General features: G+C 44.2%; 23 protein-coding genes. 9 read left to right on the top strand and 14 right to left on the bottom strand.

Going from position 1 to position 22529, the window contains the following annotated elements:
* Nucleotides 1-82: 82 nt before the first annotated feature.
* The 3 genes from ABR189_RS01190 to ABR189_RS01180 form a co-directional block, all read right to left on the bottom strand.
* On the bottom strand, nt 83-1255 hold the full coding sequence (locus ABR189_RS01190) for a FecR family protein (protein ID WP_354658603.1): 1173 nt from the start codon (nt 1253-1255) through the stop codon (nt 83-85).
* A gap of 93 nt (nt 1256-1348) precedes the next feature.
* The gene (locus tag ABR189_RS01185) at nt 1349-1939 is read right to left on the bottom strand and encodes an RNA polymerase sigma factor (RefSeq protein ID WP_354658602.1); all 591 of its coding nucleotides are present in this window, start codon (nt 1937-1939) and stop codon (nt 1349-1351) included.
* 102 nt (nt 1940-2041) lie between these two features.
* Nucleotides 2042-3205 carry a sialidase family protein gene (locus tag ABR189_RS01180; RefSeq protein WP_354658601.1) on the bottom strand — a complete coding sequence of 388 codons (1164 nt, stop codon included), beginning with the start codon at nt 3203-3205 and terminating at the stop codon, nt 2042-2044.
* Between the two features lie 157 nt (nt 3206-3362).
* Here ABR189_RS01180 and ABR189_RS01175 point away from each other — a divergent pair, with 157 nt between their 5' ends.
* The gene (locus tag ABR189_RS01175; RefSeq protein ID WP_354658600.1) at nt 3363-5486 is read left to right on the top strand and encodes a type IA DNA topoisomerase; all 2124 of its coding nucleotides are present in this window, start codon (nt 3363-3365) and stop codon (nt 5484-5486) included.
* Nucleotides 5487-5494: 8 nt separating this feature from the next.
* On the opposite strand, the gene ABR189_RS01170 is transcribed toward ABR189_RS01175, so the two are convergent.
* Both ABR189_RS01170 and ABR189_RS01165 read right to left on the bottom strand, forming a co-directional pair.
* On the bottom strand, nt 5495-5839 hold the full coding sequence (locus tag ABR189_RS01170; protein ID WP_354658599.1) for a GIY-YIG nuclease family protein: 345 nt from the start codon (nt 5837-5839) through the stop codon (nt 5495-5497).
* Nucleotides 5836-6432: a TetR/AcrR family transcriptional regulator gene (locus ABR189_RS01165; RefSeq protein WP_354658598.1), complete on the bottom strand. Its 597-nt coding sequence runs from the start codon at nt 6430-6432 to the stop codon at nt 5836-5838. Before ABR189_RS01165 ends, ABR189_RS01170 begins: the two co-directional genes overlap by 4 nt.
* Before the next feature lie 132 nt (nt 6433-6564).
* Between ABR189_RS01165 and ABR189_RS01160 the strand changes: the two genes are divergently transcribed.
* From ABR189_RS01160 to ABR189_RS01145, 4 genes are all read left to right on the top strand, one after another.
* Nucleotides 6565-7488, top strand: coding sequence for an AraC family transcriptional regulator (locus ABR189_RS01160; RefSeq protein ID WP_354658597.1), 924 nt, complete (start codon nt 6565-6567; stop codon nt 7486-7488).
* Nucleotides 7489-7557: 69 nt separating this feature from the next.
* The gene (locus ABR189_RS01155) at nt 7558-8187 is read left to right on the top strand and encodes a superoxide dismutase (protein ID WP_354658596.1); all 630 of its coding nucleotides are present in this window, start codon (nt 7558-7560) and stop codon (nt 8185-8187) included.
* Complete coding sequence (locus ABR189_RS01150) at nt 8184-8765, top strand: NADPH-dependent FMN reductase (protein WP_354658595.1); 582 nt, start codon at nt 8184-8186, stop codon at nt 8763-8765. Before ABR189_RS01155 ends, ABR189_RS01150 begins: the two co-directional genes overlap by 4 nt.
* Nucleotides 8766-8985: 220 nt before the next feature.
* A complete protein-coding gene (locus ABR189_RS01145; RefSeq protein ID WP_354658594.1) occupies nt 8986-9780 on the top strand; it encodes an SDR family NAD(P)-dependent oxidoreductase in 795 nt (264 codons plus the stop codon).
* Nucleotides 9781-9930: 150 nt separating this feature from the next.
* On the opposite strand, the gene ABR189_RS01140 is transcribed toward ABR189_RS01145, so the two are convergent.
* The 4 genes from ABR189_RS01140 to ABR189_RS01125 all read right to left on the bottom strand — a co-directional run bounded on the left by ABR189_RS01140 (nt 9931) and on the right by ABR189_RS01125 (nt 14748).
* Nucleotides 9931-12330 carry a TonB-dependent siderophore receptor gene (locus tag ABR189_RS01140; RefSeq protein WP_354658593.1) on the bottom strand — a complete coding sequence of 800 codons (2400 nt, stop codon included), beginning with the start codon at nt 12328-12330 and terminating at the stop codon, nt 9931-9933.
* Nucleotides 12331-12529: 199 nt separating this feature from the next.
* The gene (locus tag ABR189_RS01135) at nt 12530-13168 is read right to left on the bottom strand and encodes a Crp/Fnr family transcriptional regulator (protein WP_354658592.1); all 639 of its coding nucleotides are present in this window, start codon (nt 13166-13168) and stop codon (nt 12530-12532) included.
* 52 nt (nt 13169-13220) lie between these two features.
* Nucleotides 13221-13787: a reactive chlorine resistance membrane protein RclC gene (gene rclC / locus ABR189_RS01130; RefSeq protein WP_354658591.1), complete on the bottom strand. Its 567-nt coding sequence runs from the start codon at nt 13785-13787 to the stop codon at nt 13221-13223.
* Between the two features lie 97 nt (nt 13788-13884).
* Nucleotides 13885-14748: a helix-turn-helix domain-containing protein gene (locus tag ABR189_RS01125; RefSeq protein WP_354658590.1), complete on the bottom strand. Its 864-nt coding sequence runs from the start codon at nt 14746-14748 to the stop codon at nt 13885-13887.
* Nucleotides 14749-15151: 403 nt separating this feature from the next.
* Between ABR189_RS01125 and ABR189_RS01120 the strand changes: the two genes are divergently transcribed.
* The gene (locus tag ABR189_RS01120) at nt 15152-18175 is read left to right on the top strand and encodes a DUF2135 domain-containing protein (protein WP_354658589.1); all 3024 of its coding nucleotides are present in this window, start codon (nt 15152-15154) and stop codon (nt 18173-18175) included.
* A 74-nt stretch (nt 18176-18249) separates the two neighbouring features.
* On the opposite strand, the gene ABR189_RS01115 is transcribed toward ABR189_RS01120, so the two are convergent.
* The 3 genes from ABR189_RS01115 to ABR189_RS01105 all read right to left on the bottom strand — a co-directional run bounded on the left by ABR189_RS01115 (nt 18250) and on the right by ABR189_RS01105 (nt 19588).
* Nucleotides 18250-18522, bottom strand: coding sequence for a hypothetical protein (locus ABR189_RS01115; protein WP_354658588.1), 273 nt, complete (start codon nt 18520-18522; stop codon nt 18250-18252).
* A 61-nt stretch (nt 18523-18583) separates the two neighbouring features.
* Complete coding sequence (locus tag ABR189_RS01110; RefSeq protein WP_354658587.1) at nt 18584-19183, bottom strand: class I SAM-dependent methyltransferase; 600 nt, start codon at nt 19181-19183, stop codon at nt 18584-18586.
* A gap of 3 nt (nt 19184-19186) precedes the next feature.
* A complete protein-coding gene (locus ABR189_RS01105) occupies nt 19187-19588 on the bottom strand; it encodes a glycine cleavage system protein H (protein WP_354658586.1) in 402 nt (133 codons plus the stop codon).
* Nucleotides 19589-19787: 199 nt separating this feature from the next.
* On the opposite strand from ABR189_RS01105, the gene ABR189_RS01100 reads away from it, so the two are divergent.
* The 3 genes from ABR189_RS01100 to ABR189_RS01090 all read left to right on the top strand — a co-directional run bounded on the left by ABR189_RS01100 (nt 19788) and on the right by ABR189_RS01090 (nt 21753).
* Nucleotides 19788-20399, top strand: coding sequence for a Crp/Fnr family transcriptional regulator (locus tag ABR189_RS01100; protein WP_354658585.1), 612 nt, complete (start codon nt 19788-19790; stop codon nt 20397-20399).
* A gap of 8 nt (nt 20400-20407) precedes the next feature.
* Nucleotides 20408-21223 carry an AraC family transcriptional regulator gene (locus ABR189_RS01095; RefSeq protein WP_354658584.1) on the top strand — a complete coding sequence of 272 codons (816 nt, stop codon included), beginning with the start codon at nt 20408-20410 and terminating at the stop codon, nt 21221-21223.
* Between the two features lie 68 nt (nt 21224-21291).
* On the top strand, nt 21292-21753 hold the full coding sequence (locus ABR189_RS01090) for a VOC family protein (protein ID WP_354658583.1): 462 nt from the start codon (nt 21292-21294) through the stop codon (nt 21751-21753).
* Nucleotides 21754-21858: 105 nt separating this feature from the next.
* Here ABR189_RS01090 and ABR189_RS01085 read toward each other — a convergent pair whose 3' ends face one another.
* Together ABR189_RS01085 and ABR189_RS01080 are read right to left on the bottom strand one after the other, a co-directional pair.
* Entirely contained in the window at nt 21859-22320 is a 462-nt protein-coding gene (locus tag ABR189_RS01085) for a hypothetical protein (protein WP_354658582.1), read from the bottom strand.
* Nucleotides 22320-22526 (bottom strand): hypothetical protein, encoded by a 207-nt coding sequence (locus ABR189_RS01080; protein ID WP_354658581.1) that lies wholly within the window; start codon nt 22524-22526, stop codon nt 22320-22322. Before ABR189_RS01080 ends, ABR189_RS01085 begins: the two co-directional genes overlap by 1 nt.
* Between the last annotated feature and the right edge of the window lie 3 nt (nt 22527-22529).

The following is a 22529-nucleotide window of genomic DNA, read 5'->3' as shown; positions in this document are numbered from 1 at the left end:
TGGCTGACTTATCAGTTTACGTGTACAGTACGATGCTGTTTTGTTATTTGTTGACTGGTTGATTATTTATTGTCCCCATACATCAGGGTAATATGATTACTTTTCTGCCTTCAATGCTGAAATGGTTGTTGCCGTTCTCTTCCAGTACTTTCAATACTGCAGCAAGACTGAGGCTACGGCTGATACCCCCTCCATACTTCTCTTTACCTGGTTTTACGCGATACTCCAGTGTTACATCATACCAGCGGGCTACCTCTCTGAGAATTGTTTCGAGGTCCATATTATTGAATATGAAGCGCCCGTTTTTCCAGGCGATGATCCGGTTTACATCTGCAGGCTGTATATCGATCGTAGCGGTATGTTCATCCAGTATGGCCTGCTGACCAGGTTTCAGTACTTTTTCCACATTTCCCCGCAATACTTTTACACCGCCTTCCAATAAGGTAGTATTTACCGTACTTTCTTCCTCATAGGCCATGATATCAAAGCTGGTACCCAGCACCTGCACTTCCATATCATTCACTTTTACTTTAAATGGCTGATGTGCATTCTGTGCAATTTCAAAATAGCCCTGCCCGTGTAATTCTACTACCCGCTCTTTGCCATTGAAGGTAGCAGGATACCGGAGGCTGCTGGCGGAGTTAAGCCAGGCTACCGATCCATCCGGCAATACTATTTTAAATTTTCCGCCACGCGGCGTAGTTAAGGTATTATAAACTGTTTCTGTAGAAGCAGCACTGCCCTTATATTGTAGCTGGCCATTATGCTGATGGATGGCAACACTACCCTGCTGAATCACCTGACTACCTGTACTATCCAGTATTACGGTAGTGCCATTGGCCAGTGTCAGCAATGCCTTATTGCTGCCAGGGGCAATATCCTGCACACCCGCCTGCAGTGCACCACTATTGACAAGCTGCGTTGTCTGGTAGCGGTAAATAAAGTAACCACCGGCTATTGCAATAAGCAGCAACACTGCCGCAGCGGCGGCCATCATCGGTCCCCAAAAACCTCCCCGTATATGTCTGGAAGGCTGGGTATTTTCCAATATATGCCGGTACATTTCCTCACTCTGCCGGGGTGGTAAGGTGAAGTTACCTGGCTGAAACTGTTCCCAGGCAGCTGTCAGTAATGCTTTCAGTTGTTCATCATACTCGGATTGATCAATCAGCTGAAAAAGCTCTTCTTCCTCTTCAGCAGTAGTCAACCTGTTCCGGTAACGCTCAAACAACCATGTAAGCCTCGTATTACTCATACCTGTTGCATAATTTGGATAGTTGGCAATGAAGACAACATATATAAAGACAACACTTCTTTAAAAAAGGGGATATAGGGCAGGAAAATTTTTTCAGAACTTCCGCTGTTCCATCAGGATCAGCAATACAACTGCGTGAGACTTAACAAATTCGGCAATGGATTTTAGCGCCAGATGGATATATTTTTTTACGGACTCCTTACTTAGTCCCATTTTCTCTGCAATCTCTGCATACTTCATACCATGTTCACGGCTTAACAGGTAAGCCTGTTGCTGCTGGGCTGGCAACTGCGCTACCGCACGCTCTATCAAGGCAAGACGGTCGGTCCGGGTTTCACCCTGATCAGGTATAGCGGCTGACTCATAAATAAACTGGTGATACTGTTGTGCTTTCCGGCGGTCCCTCGCCATCTTTTTCAGACAATTCAGGGTATAATTCCGGGTGAGGATAAAAAGGTAAGCAGTAAACTTGTCTACTTTATGAAGCTCATCCCGGCTCATCCAGAGCTTCACATACACATCCTGTACAATTTCAATGGCCATCTCCTGCGAGGGGATGACTGTCAATACATACGCCACTAACTGATGATGATAAGCATTAAAAAGTGCAGCAAGTGCCTTTTCACTACCCGCTATCAATTCAGTTACCAATAACGCTTCATTATGAACTGCTCTTATTGACAATGTTTTCCCCAGCCAGATTTAGCACTAAAAGTAAGTAAAAGCCGCTAATATCCCAATAGCACACTTTGCTTAGAAAAGGGGACAAACCATCCGTTTTCATCGTCAGGGGGTCACAACTGTAAACAGGATTTTTGCATACCCATCAGCTTCATACAGCACACCTATTTTGTTTCCGGGCAACAGCACAATATCTGAATAAGCAGCATACCCGTCTTTTCCCTTTCCACTGCTTGCCACTACTTGTTTCACCGGCCAGGTTTTACCTTCATCTTTACTTAAACGCAGGGTAAGGTGGTCGCGTAACGTTGTATCTACCGCATTCGAGAATGCCAATATAGCCCGATTCTTCTTCCATCCTATATTCAGGATACTTCCCTGGCATACCGGGTCAGGTAGTTGCCGGTCTATATATGTTTTATCCCAGGTAGCTCCGCCATCATTGCTGATGGCTACTATCCTTGCTTTTATATCTCCCCGCTGGTTACGTGCATTCAATAGCAGCCTGCCACCGGAAAGTTCCGCTGCGGTGGCTTCATTAGATCCGGGGATGTTCACACTTTGTCCGAGGTGAAAGGTTTTACCATGATCATCCGTATAGAAGCCATGGGCAAAATAATCTTCAAATCCTTTTTTCGGCGGGCCCTGGGAATGATTGGCGGCAACGTAGATACGTCCTTTGTATTTACCCTTGCTGAATTGTAAAGCATGCCCCGGTGTATTGGCATAACTGCGCCAATCTTCGCTGAAATGATAATCAGCATTTACAGCTGGCTGGTCCGGACGGTGCACCTGCGTGGTGATATTCACTGCATCCGACCAGGTGATCCCTCCATCTGCAGATGTTTTATACCACACCTCCCGTAGTCCTTTTCCCTTACGTACCTCTCCTTCATGATTATTGCCGGTATTATAAAACAGGAAAATCCTTCCACCTGGAAATGCCGGATCACTTAAGTCAACCACAGGCGCAGGATTCCCCGCCTGTAAACTATCAGCATCTACTACATTCTCCAATGGCTGCCACGACTTACCACCATCCCTGCTGCGCTTCAGCACAATATTAATATCACCAAAATCACCAGCTCCATGCACCCTGCCTTCTGCAAAAGCCAGGAGCTGCCCATCCGGCAAACTAATTACCGCAGGTATCCGGTAGCTTTTATGCCCCTCTGTACCGGATACAAACACCGGCACCTTTTCCTGTTGTGCAGATACTGTTATGCACCACGTAAATAACCACCCCAATAACAATAGTTTTTTATACATAAACTGTTTTTATGGATCATTCCCTGATATACGACGCTATACAAAATAACTTATCTTTTCAATATTTAATATTCCCTTTCAACGGTTGTACACCAACACAGATCGGAAGGCTCAATTCTCTGAATTTTATACGACCTTTGTTACCCTACTTTAAGATATGATGAAGGTTTGTATTGCAGAAAAACCCAGTGTGGCAAGGGATATTGCAGAAGTACTCGGTGCTAAGCAACGCAAAGAGGGCTATTATGAAGGTAATGGTTATCAGGTAACCTGGACATTTGGCCACTTCTGTACACTGAAAGAACCACATGATTACTTTGACCAATGGAAATTCTGGCGGCTGGAAGACCTGCCGATGATCCCCTCCAGCTTTGGTATCAAACTCATTGAAAACAATGGGGTACAAAAACAGTTCAGGATTATTGAACAACTGGTCCAGGCATGTGAAGAAGTCATTAACTGCGGGGATGCCGGGCAGGAAGGTGAACTGATTCAGCGCTGGGTACTACTCAAAGCCAAATGTACCGCTCCGGTAAAAAGACTCTGGATTTCTTCCTTAACGGAAGAGGCTATCCGGGATGGATTTCAGCAATTAAAAGACAGCACCCAATACAATAATCTCTATGCTGCAGGCAGCGCCCGTGCTATCGGCGACTGGCTCCTGGGCATGAATGCCACCCGCCTGTTTACCAAAAAATTCGGGCAAGGTAAAGTCGTATTGTCAATCGGTCGTGTACAAACACCTACGCTGGCCATGATCGTACAACGCCAGAAGGAAATCAATGCCTTCGTTTCGGAAGAATACTGGGAATTAAAAACCATCTACCGGGAAACGGAATTTACCGCCACAATCGACCGGCTCCGCAACCTGGAAAAAGCTAATAAAGGGCTCAGTTATCTCAAAGAACATCCTTTTGAAATTACTTCCTTTGAAAAGAAAGATGGTAAGGAAGGGAATCCCCGTTTGTTTGATCTGACCGGCCTACAGGTGGAAGCCAATAAAAAATATGCCTATACAGCAGATGATACCCTGAAACATGTGCAGAACCTGTACGAAAAAAAACTGGTAACCTACCCTAGAGTAGATACTACTTATCTTTCTGAAGATCTGCACCCTAAGATTGCAGGCATCCTGCAGGACCTTACTCCGTACAGTGCACTAACGGCGCCGGTGCTGGCCAATCCCGTTCCCAAGCTGAAAACAGTATTCGATGATAAAAAAGTGACAGATCACCATGCCATCATCCCTACTGGTATGCACCCCGGCGGCATCAGCCTGGAAGAAAAAAGAGTGTATGATCTGATTGCCCGCCGTTTTATTGCTGCCTTTTATCCTGAATGTAAAATAGCAACTACTACCGTGCTGGGGAAAGTAGGCCAGGTGCCTTTTAAAGTAACCGGCAAGCAGATCATAGAACCAGGCTGGAAAGAAGTATATGCCAATGACCAGAGTATCAAAAAAGAGGGAGAGGAAGAAGAAAAAATATTACCGCTTTTTGTAGTGGGGGAAAGCGGCCCTCACGAGCCCAGGATCCACCAGGGAAAAACAACCCCTCCCAAAGCTTTTACGGAGGCCACACTCCTCAGAGCTATGGAAACAGCAGGCAAACAGGTAGAAGATGAAGAAATGCGGGAACTGCTGAAAGATAACGGGATAGGCCGTCCCTCTACCCGTGCCAATATTATCGAAACCCTGTTCCGCAGAAAATATATCGAGAAAAAAAGAAAGAACATCTATGCTACCCAAACCGGCATAGACCTGATTGATACCATTGAATCCGAATTACTGAAAAGTGCAGAACTAACGGGCAACTGGGAACGTAAACTCCGCCTGATAGAAAAAGGAGAGTATACACTGGATACTTTTAAACAGGAGCTGATCCAGATGGTGGTAGAATTGACCAGAGATGTAAAAAACAATAGCCACAAAACAATTACAATTGCTCCGGAGCCTCCTCCGGAACCTGTGGCCCCGCCTAAAAAAGCACCTAAGCCTAAAACACCGAAAAAAGAAACCGACATCGCAACACTTACCTGCCCAAAATGTAAAACACATTTGCTGAAGAAAGGTAATACTGCCTATGGCTGCGCTAACTTCAACGTCTGCGGATTTAAGATCCCTTTTGAAATATTAGGAAAGCAACTTACCGACAAACATGTTACAGACCTTCTCAGCAAAGGAAAAACCGGAAAAATAAAAGGGCTGCAAGTGCCGGGCAGTGATACCCCTGTGGATGGAAAACTGGTGATGAATAGTAGTTTTAACCTGGAGATAGGATAATGGAAAGGCTAATGATAACCTTTATCCCCAAATGGCTGTAAGGCTGCAATAACCATTTCCTCCAGTATCTTCACCTCCGTTTTATAGTCAGTGGCAGGGTCTGCGGTATCTTTTAATTCTTCTACAATTTCATATACAAACTGACTCGCACCCTGCTCCCGCCATTCCTTTTGTAATGCCTTGTTAAGGTGTATGCCATTGTCCAGCCTTACCCGCTGCCCATTCCATGCCCGTTCCAGGTCTGTGCTGCTTCCTATAAATACTTTATTGCTGGTGATATTCCTGATCTGATATACCCCCATTTTAAAGACCATCTCCCGGAATATTTGTTTCAGTTCCTTTCGTGATTTCATACACCTCCTTTTAGCTGTTGATCAATAAAACCGGTGGCTGCTTTCAGAAAAGCATTATACGAATCGGGTGTACGCCGGTTTAAATACAATACTAATAATCCGGTGGTACCATATAGCAATGCCGCTTTTTTGGCAGCAACCTCTCCTGCTGTCATCACCTGTTTTTCCACACAATACTCCCATTCCCGCTGACAAAGGTGCTCCAGGAAAGATACCACTAATGCCGGTGTACCTTGCTTATTATCTATGTCCGATAACTTTTCAATAAAAAACAGTTCAAAAATACCCGGATACTGAATAAAGTATTCCAGGTAAGCAGCGATGATTGCTTTTAACCGCTTCTGCCCCCGGGGTACTTTCTCTGTCTTATTTTCCACATATGCCCTGCACTCTTCCCGAAAATCCTCCACACATAGAAACACCAGGTCCTTTACGTCCTTAAAATAATTGTATAACGTGGCAAAAGAATACCCTGCGCGATCAGCAATGTTCCTGACACTGATACTCTTTACCCCCTCACTCCGTAAAATATCTTTTGTTGCAGCTATAAAATATCCCCTCATCCGCTGCTCTTGTATCGCTTTCTTATCCATTTCACTTCATGTTAACAACGCAAATATAATGAACACTGTTCATTAAAACAAACACTGTTCATAACTAAACTATCTTCAGGGGCTGTCATACAAACGCATCTATGCGTATCTTGCAATACCAATGGCAGTGGTATGAAACAACAACCCATATTAAACATACACGATACGGTTAAACTATATACTTCCGAAGAAGACCAGGAACAGCTGCCTTTATCCAATTTTACCAGCTCGTTTAACAAGGCAGACCTGCTGATCATGGATAACGAACGAAGTAAAAAGGAAGGCACCCCTATCCGCACGGATTATTACGCACTGATCCTATGCCTGCAGGGCAGCTGCCGGAAAATAGTGGACCATCACAGCTTTGAAGTATTACCACAAACCATCCACCTGGTGGCACCAGGCCAGCTCAGCTCTTATAGCGATACGTCTGCCAACCTCAAGCTAAAAATGCTTTTTTTTAAACGAACCTTCCTGGACGACCTGCAAATGTCGCAGGAAATAATAGAGCAGCTATTACTGATGAACCCGGATTATCCCCCCATTTTTGACCTGGATCCCTCCAATAGTGAAAATATCCTGCAGCTATTACTCGATATTGAACAGGAGCAGCAGTTGCAACCACCATTTTATCTGCAGGTGATCAGGTGCCGCATGATAGAATTATTGTTCCGTATGCGCCGGGCTTGCGAAAATTGTTTGTCCAATTCGCCCAAAGCATCTGACCGGAAATTCCAGCTGCTGCATCAGTTCCGGAAACTGGTAGACAAACATTTTAATGAGTATACCAAAGTGGAAGCATATGCCCGGTTACTGAATATCACCCCTAAACATCTGAGCGACCTGGTAAAACAAGCCTCCGGCGATACAGCCCTTACCGTTATTCACCAGCGCATCCTGCGGGAAGCACAATTCCTCCTGGAATACTCTGCCGCAAGTATTAAAGAAATTGCCGGATTCCTCAACTTCGACTCCAGTTCCCATTTTGGTCGTTTTTTTAAACATAAAACAGGCCTTAACCCTAATGAGTTCCGCAAAAAAGGAAAAATTGGTTAGTCCTTCCGTGTTATTGGTTCTCTATTGCCCCTGTTGAACTGTAATTTTGTGTAACTAAATAAAAGATCCATGTTACACGATAAATTTCCTTTTGAATTGCCGGCACTTCCTTATGCTGCTGATGCACTGGAACCTGCTATTGACAAAGCCACGATGGAGCTGCACCACGACAAGCACCATCAGGCATATGTAACCAATCTGAACAATGCCCTGAAAGGTACGCCCGGTGAACAGGCAGACCTGGCAGGTATATTAGCCAATATATCCAGCTATCCTGCTGCAGTACGCAACAATGGTGGCGGGCACTATAACCACTCCCTCTTCTGGTCGCTGCTGGCACCTGCCAATGGTCAAACACCTACTGCTCCGGTACTGGCAGCAATAGAAGCCCGTTGGGGATCGCTCAATGATTTCCAGGAAGCATTCAGCAAAGAAGCGTTGTCAAGATTTGGCTCCGGCTGGGCCTGGTTAATTGTTAAACCAAATGGCTCGCTGGAGATCACCTCCACCTCCAACCAGGATAATCCTTTGATGAATATTATTGAAGCCGGCAGAGGCACACCTATCCTGGCATTAGATGTATGGGAGCATGCCTATTACCTGAAATACCAGAACAGACGCGTAGAATATATTAACAGTTTCTGGAAAATCGTCAACTGGGAAGCGGTACATCAATTATATACAAAGGCAGTAAAATGAAGGTAGTTATTGTAAATGGCGCACTGGAAGGAAGAACGGGACAGGAATTATCAAAATACTTCGGGCAAAGATTCAACACAATTGGCATAGATACAGCTACTTTTTCCGTGGCTGCTTCCAACGTGCCGCCATTTAATATGCAAGGGGACCCGGCGCCGGACACTGTACAAAATATGATTCACTTATTTCAACAGGCCGATCTCCATGTATGGCTGGCACCTTTATATCATGGAAGCATTCCCGGCATGATGAAAAATTGCCTGGACTGGCTGGAGTTGTCCCGCCAATCAGCTACCCCTTATCTCACAGACAAACTGATTGGTATGGTTTGCTGGGCCGATGGCTTACATGCGCTTAACGGAATCCACACAATGGATACGGTAGCCAAGTCGCTCCGCGCCTGGACATTACCCTTTACCATTCCCATCATAAAAAATCAATTGTATGACCCAACGCATCCCGGACACATCTCTCTGGTTTATAAAAATAAGTTTGATCAGATGATCCTGCTGATGCAGCAAGCCATGCAAAAATTTAATAAAGATATAGTTACTAACAGTGTAACAGTTGTAGGTTAAGAGAGACCGGAATAATCTTATTCCGGTTTTTACTTTTACGTTTGCCCCCAATGACCTCCTACACTTCCCCCTTTCCGATAGCCATTACTTTAGGATATCCCATATAGATAAGGCCGTTTTTGAGCCTGCACTATATTATTTCATTTATAACATAATTGGGCCCAAATTTGCAATATCAAACGTCCATCAGTTATTTATCATATTCAATAAAAACAAAACAATGGATCTTCAGTTAAAAGGAAAAACAGCTTTTATAAGCGGGTCTACCCAGGGAATAGGATTTGCTATTGCACAGCAATTACTGGAAGAGGGAGCGATTGTAATTGTAAATGGCAGAACCACGCAAAGAATAAATGAAACCATAAACAAATTAAAACAGCTGGTACCTGGTGCACAGGTATCGGGCGTAGCTGCCGATTTTTCCAATGCAGCCTCCGTAAATCAGCTGTTGCAGGCGCTCCCGGATATAGATATCCTGGTTAACAATGCTGGTATTTTTGAACCTAAAGCTTTTGCCAACATTACAGATGAAGAATGGTTCCGCTTCTTTGAAGTAAATGTGCTCAGCGGAGTGCGCTTATCCCGCCACTTCTTCCCAAAAATGCTGGCAAAGAACTGGGGAAGGATCATCTTTATTTCCAGTGAATCTGCTACCATGATTCCGGATGAAATGATCCACTATGGTACTACCAAAACGGCCCAATTAGCCGTCAGCCGCGGCCTGGCAGAGCTGACAAAAGGAACGCAGGTAACAGTCAATTCCATTTTACCTGGCCCTACCAAATCAGAAGGGGTGGCAGCATTCTTAAAGGAATTAGCTACCTCCAAAAATATCACACCACAGGAAGCAGAAGATGACTTCTTCAAAACCATGCGTCCTTCCTCTCTCATCCAGCGCTTTGCCGATGTAGGAGAAATCGCCAACCTGGTTACCTACGTTGCCAGCCCCCGCTCTGCTGCTACCAATGGCGCAGCACTTCGTGCAGAAGGAGGTTTGGTCAGAAGTATTCTCTAAACCTTAATCACTCTATAATTCAAGTAGGTGCCGTATTCCTGGCAGCAGTGCTTGTGCTAACAGTAGTGAGCAACCAACTGACAAAAAATAAGGGCTGACCAATGGTCAGCCCGCTTCTTTGGGGGTAGAATAGTATGTTTAACTGTTGATCTAGTATTTAAATTTATATGCCAGCGTAGCTACAAAAGCAGTGGGAGCTATCGGATTTACACTGTAGTTTTCATGCACCATATAGTTCAAAGTATTGGTGATGTTGGATACCTTGGCCAGGATAGAGAACTGTTTGTAAGTATATCCTGCAGACAGGTCCAATGTAGTAAATGCACTCACCGGGATCAGCCTGTCATATGTTTGTGTCTGATCCTTCGTGTTGTTCCAGCCCGCATTACGCTCTCCCATGTAATAAGCAGAAACACCCAGTTTCAATCCTTTCAGTGTAGAAGTCTGCAAGGTATAGAACACACTTGCATTAGCAGTATGATTAGGGGTACCTACCAGGCGTTCTCCTTCAACATAGCTGCCTTTGGTAGCCGGAGTTTTGGTATAACGCATGTTGTTGTAGCTGTATCCTGCCAGTACAGACAGTCCAGGCAACGGATGCCCTGCGATATCCAATTCTACGCCATCGCTGGTGGTTTCACCTACCAGTTCTTTGTATGCGGCATCAGCATTTGGTGTACCATCTGCCTTGAACGGTGCAGTTTGTGCCAGGTTATTATTCTTAATACGATATGCGGTTACATTCGCAGATAAACGGCCATCAAAGAAATCATTTTTTACACCTAATTCAAACTGATCTATGATAGAGGGTTTCAATCTATTCAGGTAGATATCTGTAGCCGTATTTACCACAAACGAATTAGAGTAGCTGGCAAATAATGCAGTAGTGCTGATCGGTTTGTACACTAACCCTAAACGTGGAGAGAAGGCCTGATCATAGTTATCATTCTTCTTGGTAACAGTATTGGTTTTAGGATCAGTTACCTTCGCACTGCCGCTTTCCAGGTAGGAATAGCGTACGCCTGCTAAAAACTTGATCTTTTCAGAAATACTGATTAAATCCTGTACATAAACACCTGTTCTTTGTGTAATAGTAACACTGGTGGTAGTAGGTGAAAAAACAGGGATATCTGTACGTTGTTTATATTTATTAGGATCCAGGATATTAATAATATCATAATTACCCAAACCGCTATAGGCATCTGCATTGGTGTTGTACCTGTCTGCATCTATCCCTGCCAGTAAGGTATGTTCCAGGCTACCTGTTTTAAACTTACCGGTCAGGTCTACCTGTCCGATAAAATAATCTTCGTCTGTATAGGATTTACCTAACGGGCGTTCCCAATCTCCATCTGCTTTTGCCTGGATTCTTTCTAAGGAAAAATAATCCCGCTTGTAATTCTGGTAAGAAACAGTTCCTTTAATGCTCCAGTTGTCATTAAAATCATGTTTAATAGCAGCAGTACCGGTGGCTTGTTTTGTTTTGGAATACTGCCAGTTGGCTCCCATGAAACGGGAACGGGGTACATCCGGGATCACTTTATTATCGAGGGTACCAATACCAAAATCCGGTGTAAAATCATGCTGCAGGTAATCACCCTGTACCAGCAATTCGGTACGTCTTCCCAATTTGAACAACAGGGAAGGATTTACATAATAACGCTGAGAACCTACATGGCTGCGGAAACTGTTAGCAGATTCATAAGTACCATTTACACGGTAAGCTACATTGCCGCTGATAGGACCGTAGATATCAAAAGCAGGTTTGAACAGATCAAAGCTACCTGTTCTCATAGATATTTCTCCACCACCTTCAAACTTAGGTTGTTTGGTTACCATGTTTAAGATACCACCTGGCGCCACATTACCATACAGAATAGCTGCGCTTCCTTTCAGTACTTCCACACTTTCCAGGGAGCTCATTTCCGGCATCACACCCGTATTGACCCGGGAACCATTTTTGAACATATTACTGCTGGAAAAACCGTATCCACGGGCAGAGAAAGATTCCTGCGTGCTGGCACGGGTGGAGGTCAGGTATACACCATTCACATTCTTGATCACATCACTTAAGCGCTGCGCCTGCTGATCACGAAGTACTTCCTGACCAATAATGGTAACACTTTGCGGTAAATCCATCGCTGCAACAGGTAATTTACCGATAGTTACCGGCTTCCTGTTCTGGCTTCTTTTACCATCTACCACTATTTCAGACAGCTGGCTGGAAGTTTCTTCCAGAGAGAAAGACAGGTCCAGTGTTTTGTTTTTGGTAATATGTATTGTTCTTTCCTGCGATTTCAGGCCCATGTGGGAAACAATCAGGATATAATCCCCTTCTTTTATATTCTTTACGATAAAACGGCCATCCTCATCGGTAAGGGCACCTTTTGTAGTAGATTTCAGGATAACATTTACATATGCTGCCGGCTGGCCATCAGCCGTAGTGATGACACCTTTAATCACCCCTCCGTTTTCCAGCTCACCATCTGTTGCAAAAAGGATACTTCCCGTCGAAACAATCAATAAAATAAGTAAAAGTATGCGCTTCACGTCCTTAATAATTTTTTGCAAAGGAACAGCTAACACAATTATGGAAGGTATCGGATCGGGAAAAGCATTTACGCAAAGCGGAATTTTTTAAACATTTTATGGATAAAGTTTCCTTTTTGCGTAAACGGTGAACGGATATTTTAAAAACACAACTTATTGATAATCAACAAAAACATTTATCAATAACGGAAAAAACAGGTTAAATATCCAGGTGGGTAATCTCCACTTGCTGGTTCTTCAGCAAGCGGATCATTCCTTTTTCCGCCAGTTTTTTCAGCAGGCGGGAAATCACTTCCCGGGAAGAATTGAGTTCCTGGGCTATTTCGGTGGGACTAATGGTAAAAATATTGGCCTGCAAGGTATGCTGCTGGCGTTTCAGGTAAAACAGCAGGCGTTCGTCCATATTCCTGAACACCACATGGTCCAGGGTGAGCAGCACTTCTTCAAAGCGGCTGCGATAGGTTTCCAGCACAAAGTAGTACCAGGTCTTGTACTGCAACATCCATTGGTCCATAAATTCCAGGGGTATGGCCAGTACTTCCAGGTCTGTTTCCGCTTTGGCCATTACCTGGCTGGTTTGCTGGCGGGTAGCACAGATCATAGAAAGCGCACAGGCCTGGCCTGGCTGCAGATAATACATCAAAAACTCATTCCCTTCCTGATCCTCCCGGTATACTTTGATCCTTCCTTTTAACACCAGAATAGTAGAACGGAAATACTGGCCCGTGCTCATCAGCACATCTCCCGGATGGAAGGTCTTAAATGCTCCTTCGGTCAAAAGTGCGGTGATCAGCTCCGGCTCAAAACCGGGAAAAGTAGTTTTTATCAGCTCCTGCATAGCATGCCAGGTTAGTGAATGACAAATTTATTCATTCTCCCTGGTATACCTATTATCCTCTTGCCAGGTATTTCCGGGCGGCATCCGCCGTTACTACCACGGCGCCTCCCATCATAATAAAGTCTTTGATCACCAGCCTTCCTGCGGCAGAGAGGTAAGGAAAACCATGTTCTCCGTCGCCCAGGGCGGGTACCCATGTTTCAGGGGTGGTAATCAGAAAGGAAAGGGTGCCTATCGACATGATGAATACCAAAATCCCACCTGCCGCACCGGCCAGCGGGGATACCCGGTTAAACAACAATAATACGCCCATGCTTACCAGCAGCGTACCCAGGCCATAGGAAAAGCCATAGGTATTGTTAGCTTTGTGCCATTCCCGATTCGCGGGTACCAACTCCCCTTCTTTATTCCGGTGTGTTTTATATTCTTCCGGATGATTATAAAAAAAGCTCATCAGCGGGCTATTGGCCACAAAAGGGGTGATGCCATCTGCTTCATAGGGAAAGAATTTAAGCCCCCCTATCCATATCAGAATCACCGCAATAGCGATGCGTAATAAACGGATGCCAGCTTTATCCAGTGTGCTGATTGCTTTCATCATATGCCGTAGTGTTCCCATATTTGCCGTTTTTATCGTTGCAACAAAATTACCTGGCATCGCTACGGGTTAAAATGGATAAATGTCACCAATACCCGGACAAAAAGCCCTTTCAGTCCTATTCCAGTAAAATAACACCCACTTTCTGGCGAAACTCGGTAGGGGTAACTCCTGTATACTTCCTGAAAAGACGGCTGAAATAATAGGGGTCTTCAAAATGCAGTTGGGCAGCAATTTCCTTGATACTCAGATTGGTAAAGTGCAGGGCACGTTTAGCCTCCTGGATAATCCTTTCTGTGATCAGCTCTGAAGGGGTTTTGGAGAGGTATTTACCAGTAAGCCGGGATAATGCCTTTACCGACAGGAACATGGCAGCAGCATAGTCTGCCGGCTTATGCCAGGTAAGAAAATGAGTTTCTATGAGGCGGTGCAGCTCCTGTAGTTGGGGGCGGGTACTTTCCGGCAACAATAATTGGGCATCGGCCAGTTGTTTTATTTTGAGGCGGGTTGCAATGATCAGTAGTATTTTCAGATGAGCTACCACCATATCTTCCCTGGAGGCGTCCTCATAGCGGCGCATATCTTCCCGTAACAAGCGGATATAGTTACTTACAGCGGTGGCATTCTCCTCATCCAGCAGCACCTGGGGCGGGTCATATACGTTGTTAAACAGAATTCCGTTACAGGCTACTTCCTTTTTATGGCGTTCAATGCAGTAAAAGTCCCCATGAAAATATAAACGCTCTCCTGTAAATCCTGTAGTGGAGGTAAAGGTATAGTGCTGATAAGGTGCAAAAAATAGCAGAGCGGGTGCTTTTATGCCATAAACGGCTTTACCGGTATGACAATTACAACTGCCGGTAGCCAGCCAGATCACTACATACATATTCATACGCTGCCATTCCGTATGCTCATCAATCGCTTTTAAGAGCACCAAAGGCTCATTATCAGTATCACGTGCAATCGTAAAAGTCGGTTCCATGCTGAAAGAATTAATGCCGGTACTAAAATACATTAAATCCGCTACTGCCCGGAAACTGACTGCCTGAGCACCTCCGGATGGTAACCATATAACGGGATCAATCCTCCCGCTACGATGATTCCGGGTAATCCCCCCTACACCTGCCTTTCCCTATGCTTGAAGCATGGTTAAAGCATAGTTAGAGTATGAAGAGAGTATAAAAGGGTATGAAATAAGATATGGCAAAAAACATACTATGATACAATATTAACCATCATAAGATTAAAATACTCAAAATAAATCAATATCAAATCATTCGCTACATCAGGCTAACAGCTAAAGTCTAAAAGCTAATAGCTCAAAAAATAACGTGTGCATTTATGCAATTTGAATCTTCTGTGCATCCTGAAAGAAAAACAGCCATATGATACGATTCATCCATTCATCCGTTTTACTCCTCCTCCTGCTGGTGGGAGGCACCAATAGCATGGCCCAGCTGCCCAGGCTTAAAAGCACTGATACCGGCGGTAAAGAAGATAAGCAGGCAGTGAAGCTGCAATCGCTCGACATTGATGTGCAGGTAACAGGTACCATTGCCACTACGGTGATGACCATGACTTTCCATAACGCCAGCCACCGGGTACTGGAAGGTGAGCTTACCTTTCCTCTGCCGGAAGGTGCAAGTGTAAGCCGCTATGCGCTGGATATCAACGGGCGTCTGAGAGAAGCCGTTCCGGTGGAAAAGGCGAAAGCCACAGAGGTATTTGAGAGTATTGAACGGCGGCGGGTAGATCCGGGCATGCTGGAAAAGGTGGAAGGGAATAATTTCCGTACCCGTATTTATCCACTGCCTGCCGGTGGCAACCGTACCATCCTGGTGGCTTACGAGGAAGAATTAAAGCCTGATGGACAGCAGGCCTTACGTTATCACCTTCCCCTGGCATATAATACCGCTATCCCCTCCTTTAAGCTCAAAACCACCGTATTTGAGAGTGTGGAAAAACCGGAACTGACAGAACAGCCCGACGGAAGTTTCAGCTTCCGCAACAATGGACGGAATTATATGGCTACCATGCATAAAACCAACTATCAGCCAGATAAATCGCTTACCATTAACCTGCCCAAAACCAGTGATATGCCCGAAGCACTGATGCAGGCCGCAGGCGACAGCTATTACTTTTTAATCAATGCCTACCCCCAGGCGCAACACCGGCCACGTAAATGGGCCAACCGGATAGGTATTATCTGGGATGCTTCCCTGAGCAGCCTGCACCGGGATACTAAAAAAGAACTGGCTTTGCTCGACAAGATCATCACCCAGCAACAAAATCTGACCATCGAGCTGGGAATACTAAATACCCGGTTTGTAAAGGCAGGTACTTTTACCATCACCAATGGTAACTGGCAGGCTTTAAAAACTGCGCTGGAGAACATCACCTACGACGGAGGCACTAATTTCAGCACCATCTCCAACCGGGTATTAAATGCGGAGGAATACCTTTTCTTCACAGACGGTCTTTCTACATTTGGGAAAGACCAGATCACCCTGCAAAAACCAGTGCATTGCATCAATACTGCTGCCAAAGCAGATTATAGTGTACTGAAATTTATCAGTATGCAAACAGGTGGTCAATTCATCAACCTGAATAATACTTCTCTGGAACAGGCCGCCAAACAACTGGGGCAACAATCCCTGCAATTCCTTGGTATAAAAAGTAACCGCCAGTTATCAGAAGTATATCCTTCACTGCCTGTTGTAGTAAACGGCCATGTGTCTGTTGCCGGTATCGTTGCCTCCGCCGATGCGCCGGTAACCCTGCAATTTGGATATGCACCGCGCGAGGTGGTGATGGAAAAGACCGTACAACTGAAAGCAGACAAAAACCAGACAGCCATCAACATTAGCCGGGTATGGGCGCAGAAGAAGATTGCAGAAATGGATATACAATATGAAAAACATAAAGAAGATATCAGCCTGCTGGGCAAACAGTTTGGTATCGTTACCCGCAATACCAGCCTGATTGTACTGGAAACAGTAGCCGATTATGTGCGTTACGATATCACACCGCCGGAAGAACTACTGCCTGAATACAATCAGCTGCGTAAAGAAGCCCTGGCAGAAAAAGAAGAACGGGTAAATGATTTACTGGACCGTGCCAGGAACAAAGCCACAGAGCTGAATACCTGGTGGAGCCAGGTATTTACTCCCCGGAAAATCTACCCCCAGCCTAATAAACCAGGTGCGCCTGTACCGGTACAGTATACAGATAGTACTGCACCAGCTATATTGTACAGCGAATCCGCGGCTGCCAGCCCGGTAGCTAACTATGCGCCCCCTGCAGCAGCTGACAGAAGGATGGAGCGGGAAATGGCGCTGGGCGCATCTGAGAGCAAACTGGCAGACGTAGTTGTTGTGGGAAATGCAGGTAGTGCCCTGCAAAGCAGAGCAGCAGGTGTGGTAGTTCAACCCGCTGCCAGACGTAAAGCTGGCAGGGATGATATGGCAGATAATAGCATCGCACAACGGCCATCAGCCATTGAAACACCGGTATTCAAAAGCGACAATGCCTATATGAAAAAACTGACAGATGTTAGTCCTGCCGAAGCTTATAAAACATATCTCCGGATCAGGGAGGAATATATCAGTACACCGCTTTTTTATTATGATATCGCCAGTTGGTTTTATCAGCAAAAACGCCCTGATACAGCCCTGTTGATCCTTAGCAACATTGCTGATCTGGAGCTGGAAAATGCGGCGTTGTTTAAACTGCTGGCCTATAAACTTAAAGAAGCCGGTGCTTTTGATGAAGCAGTGTTTATCACCAAAAAAGTATTGGACTGGCGACCAATGGATGCCCAGAGCTACCGGGATTATGCCTTGGCACTGGCTGATTGCGGCAATTACCAGCTGGCTTTAGATACTTTATACAGTGTGCTTACCCAATCCTATACACAGGCGGCAGCGGCACGTGACCATGGTATTGAGGAAATTATCATCACAGAAATAAACAACCTGATATCCCGGCACAAGCATAAAGTAAATACCAGCCGTATAGACAAAGCACTGATCCGGCCCATGCCTGTTGATGTAAGAGTAGTGCTGAACTGGAATAAAAATGATACGGATATTGACCTGTGGGTAACCGATCCTAATGGAGAGAAATGTTTTTACAACAATAAAACTACCAGTGCGGGAGGCCGTATCAGCCAGGATATTACGCAGGGATTCGGACCGGAACAGTTTATGCTGAAAAAAGCGTCTAAGGGAAAATATAAGATAGCAGTAAATTATTATGGTGATACCCAGGTAAGTATTACCGGCCCTACCACCGTGATGGCTGAAATCTATACCAATTATTCAAATGGAACGGAAGAGCGGAAAGTGATAACCCTGCAAATGCCGAAGGCAGGTAAGGAAGGGGTATTGATAGGGACGTTCAGTTTTTAAGGCAGGGTACAAAAAATAATGCACAAATGCTGTAGTGCGTAAAGCCATGCAGCATTTGTGCATTGTTGGCTGTACTAGTTGTTTACCAGCTGTGGTTTAGTTGATAATTTACGCACATAAATAAGTGCATAACGATAATTGCTCCACTCAGCACTGTTGCAATCCAGTGGTGACAATGTTTCTAAAATAAGCTGCAATTTGTTGATGTAGCGCTCAATGATAAATCCGTTCTTTTTTTCCGCAGTCATATCTTTCACGGATGTTGTCAGTATGCTTTCCACTTGTCCGTAATCCTTCGCGCTTTTCAGCTGCTCGAAGATCAGCAATGCATAGTCATCTGTTGTCATGATAATAATATTTACTGAATGCTATTTGTTTTAGAGTTCATCTTACAGCTCCCCTGCCGGTCTATCTTTTAATCCACATTTTGAGCAGCAGATCGATAGAAGCATCTACCACCTGATAGCTGGGCGGCACTTCATTTTCCAGGCTATGAAATGTTACCAGGCGTGTTCCACTGGGCTTATTATCCAGTGCTTTAAACAGAAAACGCGAGTAGTATACATACAAGCTGGCAGAATATTCGATCTGATGATCTATCCGGTCGTTATCGTCCAGATTCTCAAAAAAGGAATTGTAAAAGTAGAAATTATCATACTCATCCAGATCAATCTGCGTAAAATTACCATGGATAAAATCCACATTGGTCACCTTAGCAGCTTCTTTGGCAGCAAGTGCATGATTATATAATTCCTTTCGTTGTTCTACTCCGTAAAAAGTAGCTTCCGGATAATAATGTGCGCCGATCAGGCAAAATTTGCCGACCCCGCTTCCAATATCCAATATCTTTTTGCCGGGCGCATTTGCCAGGAAATGCGCAGATTTTCTGGCCACCCCCATAGGAGTCCAATGTCTTTTTGATAATTGCTGTATCCTTTCCGGATAGAGCCAGTCAAAAGTAGCATCGTTCCTGTAGCAGGCAGGCCTTAATAAAGAACTGTTTTGCATAAATCAGGATACTTTTGCACTCAAATTTTTCTGATACGCCTCAGGCAAAAGAAGGTTATCTCTGCTTCGGAATTTGGATGGCGTGACGAAGAAAATCCATCCCTGGTCCTGCGGACTCTGAAGAATTAAGTTCAGGTTGGTCTTCAATTTGGCATTAGGGCCTAAAAATTTACAACTTACTGGTGCATGAATAGGGATGACAGTATTATCAGCATATATTTCTGCCATTAAAGTGCCTTTCACAACAGTGCCCTTGGGGGCCAGCCATTTAATACTATCTATTTTACTGATCTCTTTCAACCTGAAGAGGGAAATACCTACAAAACCCACGGTACCGTTAAAATCTATCCACTCGTGTTCATGAGTAAAATACATTCCCGGCCTTGAAATAGTTGATACTTTCATAACACAAAGGTACCTTTAGTATTTGGTCTTTGCGCTAAAAGTTATCAATTGAAATATTGATTAATATCAATTTTTCTACAAAACACTTTTTTTACATATGAGTTTAATCGGCCTTTTTCCTATAGATAAATGGAGTTTTAAGTCGGAATCCATACTAAATAACCTGCCTGAAGAGGAATTTAATAGTCTATGTGCCCATATGTCCGAACAAAAATACAACAAGGGAGATATTCTTTTCAGAGCAGGAAGTGTGCCCGCAGGCATCTTTTTTGTCAAAAAAGGGAAGGTAAAGAAGTATAAAGCCGATCATGAAGGCAAAGAACATATCCTTTATGTAGCCAATGAGGGAGAATTATTGGGATATCATGCCATTCTTTCTGAAGAACGTTATCCGGATTCTGCCGCTACCATTGAAGATAGCACAGTGGCTTTCATTCCCAGGGAAGATTTCCTCCAAACATTACAAAATTCCAATATTTTATCCCACCGGCTGCTCAAAACCCTCAGTCATGAATTTGCCGTATTAACCAACAGTATTACAGTATTTGCGCAAAGGTCTGTACGGGAACGGCTGGCCATCACCCTGATTGTACTGCGGGAAAAATTTAAAACAGCAGATACAACTCCACAATCTGTCGTAATCAATATTTCCCGGACCGACCTGGCCAACATGGTAGGTACTGCGAAAGAAAATGTGGTCCGCTTCCTGAAAGAATTTAAAACTTCCGGTATCCTGAGTACCCAGGGCAGGAAGATCATGATACATGATATCAAAAAGCTGGTGGAAATTTCCAACTACGGTAATATCTGATCATCATTATGGCACCTGTTCCTTCCATCCGGCAACTTTATCAGCCTGTTCAGCCTACAGTAAAACAAACAGTGGCGCAGGTCAGCTATGTGGAGTTACTACCCGACCCTGCCCTTCAGAATTACATTTACTGCTACTGGCAACTGCACACCAGCAGTCCGCTGCAGGAAACCTTTCATTATCGGGTAGTGGCCGATGGCTGTATGGATATCTTCTTTGAACTGCATCAGCCACAGGAAAGTTTTGTAATGGGGTTTTCCAGTGCCTATACTGCTTTTCCATTAAGCCCCACATTTCACTATATAGGCATACGTTTCTTTCCGGCTGCATTTCCTTTGTTGTTTAATATTGCAGCGGCCGAACTTACGAATCGCTTTGAAACACTATCTGTTGTTTTGCCTGATACAGCCCGGTTTATTGCCAGTCATTTTCACCCGGCACTTACCACTGCTGAAATAAAACATCAACTGGACCAGCATTTTCTGCCTATTCTCTTACAAAAGACACTACAACAGGATCGCCGCTTTTTTAATGCCCTGCATACGATACTGGAACAACAGGGCATTGTAAATATTGAAAAAGAACTTGCTACAGGCATCAGCAACCGCCAGCTGCGCCGGCTGTTTGAACATTATATTGGCGACAGTGCCAAAACATTCAGCAAAGTGGTTCGGTTCCAGCATATCCTGCATAGTAATCCCTCTCCTGCCTATCTGCGCAAGCATAAAATCTTTTTTGATGCAGGTTACTACGACCAGGCCCACTTCATCAAGGAATTCAAGACCCTGTTTGGCCTCACCCCTACCCAGGCATTTGAACAATAAAAGTTGTCCGATTTTTACAATGTATGCCATCCTGTAATGATGACCTTTGTATCGTTAAATCAATGATCATGAAACGGGCATTACTGCTGACCATTACGATCTTACTGGCCTTACATGGCTTTTCACAAAAAAATAAACCAACAACAATGAAACTCAACGCCGGGATTGTTACCAAAAAACTAGCTGAAAGCAAGGCTTTCTACACCAATAACCTGGGATTTGGCGTCATCTTCGAAAATGACTTTTACCTGCTGCTGCATACCCCTGACGGCACCACAGCGATCAGCTTTTTACTGCCTGAACATCCTTCCCAGCAGCCCATTTTTCAAAAGCCCTTCAACGGACAGGGCATGTACCTAACGATTGAAGTAGAGGATGTGGATGCTTTATACGATGTAATCAAAAAGAAAGGATTAAAAATAACCATTGAACTCAGGGATGAACCCTGGGGCGACCGCCACTTTGCGATAACAGATCCGAATGGCATTGGTATTGATCTGGTAAAATACGCGCCACCAGTGCAGGAGTAAGGGCAATGGTCCTTCCCCTTTCTGATTAATATAAAAGCCCTGCAAACAGGTGTTTGCAGGGCTTTATTTAAACAATTATTTACAAACTGATAGTACTCACTCTTCTCAACTACCTGATGTTAGTTTTTCTATATCATCTAGATCCTTGTGACGACCTGCAGCTTTCTTAGCTTGAATAAGATTATTAAGATGTATAAACCTGATTACTAACCCTTCTTCGCTAAATGTCTGAGCTTGTGCAAATGCTTCATCAAAGTTGACACCTTTTAGTTTCGTAATAATATCTATGCTGACAGGAGGGCGACCATAAGAGAAAACATCGGCAGTGTCTGTATCCAGGAATTTTTCTTCTGTCATTTCAAAAACTGAAAGACCAAATTCAGCGAAAGCACGAGACAACTTTACATAATTCTCTTTTGTTCTATTAACCCATATATCCATATCACCGGTTACCCGTCTATAACCATGGAGTATTACAGCATATCCGCCCACTAAAATATATTGTACATGCTGGTTATTCAATGCCTGAATAAAATCCCGGAAATCACTATTAAAAATAGTCCCCATTATTTATTAAGTTTCCGGCTTATAAAATACCCCCTGTCAAGCTTAGGTTGTGCATCCATGGTAAACCCATATGCCTGCGAAATAAGATAGTATGCCTGACGCAAACGTTCCTCATAAGAAACATCCTTATGAAATACATTTGCATTATCTGCTTCCTGAAAAGACATCATTTTAAAAGCAGTTCTATCAAACTTAAAATCTCCCATAAT

The sequence above is a fragment of the Chitinophaga sp. H8 genome (assembly GCF_040567655.1).
Classification (GTDB): Bacteria; Bacteroidota; Bacteroidia; order Chitinophagales; family Chitinophagaceae; genus Chitinophaga; species Chitinophaga defluvii.
This window is presented reverse-complemented; position numbering and strand designations above follow the sequence as displayed.